2 protein-coding genes are annotated in these 2,405 nt (G+C 68.4%); one reads left to right on the top strand and one right to left on the bottom strand.

Annotated features, from left to right (window positions below; translation table 11 throughout):
• Positions 1-970: Rv2578c family radical SAM protein (locus WBP48_RS14375; protein ID WP_424441440.1), on the bottom strand; the 970-nt coding region annotated here is incomplete at its 3' end.
• 138 nt (positions 971-1,108) lie between these two features.
• Here WBP48_RS14375 and WBP48_RS14370 point away from each other — a divergent pair.
• The gene (locus WBP48_RS14370; RefSeq protein WP_424441439.1) at positions 1,109-2,272 is read left to right on the top strand and encodes an acyl-CoA dehydrogenase family protein; all 1,164 of its coding nucleotides are present in this window, start codon (positions 1,109-1,111) and stop codon (positions 2,270-2,272) included.
• Positions 2,273-2,405 lie beyond the last annotated feature (133 nt).

Raw genomic sequence — 2,405 nt, 5'->3', positions numbered from 1 at the left:
CGGCATCCTCCTCCGCGCCGCCGCCCAACCGGTGCTTCCGCAGCAGCGGCCGCACGCGCGCCGCGAGCCACTTCCGGTAGCCGGCGGGTGCGTACACCGACACCCCCGGATACAGCCCGCGGTACGCGGGCACCAGTTCCGGATGCTCGCGCTCCAGCCATCCCCAGAACCACTCCCGCGCGCCGGGGCGCAGGTGCAGCGCGCCGTACACGACGCGCACGGCGCCGGATGCCGCGATCCGCGCCAGTGCGTCGTCGAGCACCGGAACGGAATCGGTCAGGTGCGGCACGATCGGCATGAGAAAGACGGTCACGGCGAACCCGGCCTCGGTCGCGGCGCGCACGGTGTCGAGCCGCGCCTGAAAGGTCGGCGCTCCCGGTTCGAGCGTCTGCCGGAGCGCATCGTCGGGCATCGCGATCGACATCGCGATGCGCACGCGCACCGCCCGCGAGGCCGCCGACAGCAGCGGCAGGTCGCGCCGCAGCAGCGTCCCCTTCGTCAGCACCGAGAACGGCGTGCCGCTGGCCGCGAGGGCGTCGATGATCCCGGGCATGAGCCGGTACCTGCCCTCGGCGCGCTGATACGGATCGGTGTTCGTCCCGAGCGCGACCGGCTCGCGCAGCCAGCTCGGCGCGGCGAGCTCGCGCCGCAGCACGTCTGCGACATTGACCTTCACGACGATCTGGCTGTCGAAGTCGCGCCCCGCGTCGAGGTCGAGGTACGTGTGCGTATTCCGGGCGAAGCAGTAGGCGCACGCGTGACTGCACCCGCGATAGGGATTCACGGTCCAGTCGAAGGGCATGGCGGATGCCGACGGCACGCGGTTCAGGGCCGATTTCGCGGCGACTTCGTGAAACGTGACTCCCTGGAACTCCGGCGTCGTCACCGTGCGGACCAGACCGCTCATCCGCTCCAGGCCGGGGAGGGCATCGGCATCCACTTCATCGATCATTTGTCCGCGCCACCGCATCCCGACATCAGAACATAGCTTCGATCATGATGCAAGAGCCGGCGCGCTATGCGATGGCACCCAGTATCATGGTGAGAGGGATTGCATCCCAGGGTTTCGACACTCAACGACACTCAATGACGAGAGGGCGGGCGCACCATGGAGCGCGACATCTACGACGAAGACCACGAGGCGTTTCGCGACGTCGTCAGGGAGTTTCTCAAGCGATACGCCACCGAGGACAAGCGCAAGCAGTGGGAGGCCGACGGCCAGATCGACCGCGCGACGATGCGCGCCGCCGGCGACGCCGGACTGATCGGACTGAGCGTTCCCGAGGAGTTCGGTGGCGCGGGGATGCTGCAGGACTACCGCTTCCGCGCGGTCGTCCTGGAGGAGGTCATCGGTGCCGGGCACGGGTCGCTCGCGGGTGCCTTCGGCATCCAGGACGATCTCGCGGTGCCGTACCTCGTGCACATGGGCACGCCGGAACAGCAGCAGAAGTGGCTGCCGGGGATGGCGACCGGCGAGATCCTCGGCGCCCTCGCGATGACCGAGCCGGGGGCCGGCAGCGACCTGCGCGGCATCACGACGACGGCCAAGAAGGTCGACGGCGGCTACATCGTGAACGGCGCGAAGACGTTCATCTCCAGTGGCAAGACCGCCGACATGGTGGTCACGTTCGTCAAGACGGGCGAGGGGAACCGGCCGGATGCCTTCAGCCTCGTCATCGTCGAGGACGGCATGGCGGGCTTCGAGCACGGCAAGACGCTCGAGAAGATGGGCTTCCACGGCTGGGATACCGCCGAGCTGAGCTTCACCGACGTGTTCGTGCCCGACGAGAACCTGATCGGCGGCGCCGAGGGCAAGGGGTTCGTCCAGCTCATGATGAACCTGCCGCTGGAGCGCCTGTCGATCGGCGTCGCGGCGGCCGCGGCTGGCGAGGCCGCGTTCGCGTGGACGCGTGACTACGTCCTCAGCCGCGAGGCGTTCGGCGAGCGGATCGCCGACTTCCAGAACACGCGGTTCCACCTCGCCGACATGGCGACGACGGTCGACGTGATGTGGGCATACCTCGACCGCGCGATGCTGCTCTACAAGGACCGCAAGCTCACCGCCGAAGAGGCGGCGAAGGTCAAGTTCTGGGCGACCGAGCGCGAGGCGGAGCTGCTCGACGTCGGCGTGCAGCTGCACGGCGGATACGGCTACATCACCGAGTACCCCATCGCTCGCGCTTACCTCGACGCCCGCGTGCACCGCATCTACGGCGGCACGAACGAGATCATGCGCGACATCGTGTCGCGTCAGCTCGTCGGCAAGCGGTGATTCCGCTGAGCCTGCGGCGTTCTCTTCGCCGAGCCGCTACGTTTCGCCCGAGCCGCTATGTTTCGGACGGTCGGAACGTAGCGGCTCGGGCGATTCATAGCGGCTCGGCGGATGGGTGCGGATGGGGGTGTGG

The sequence above is a fragment of the Microbacterium sp. genome (assembly GCF_049661145.1).
Lineage (GTDB): Bacteria > Actinomycetota > Actinomycetes > Actinomycetales > Microbacteriaceae > Microbacterium.
This window is presented reverse-complemented; position numbering and strand designations above follow the sequence as displayed.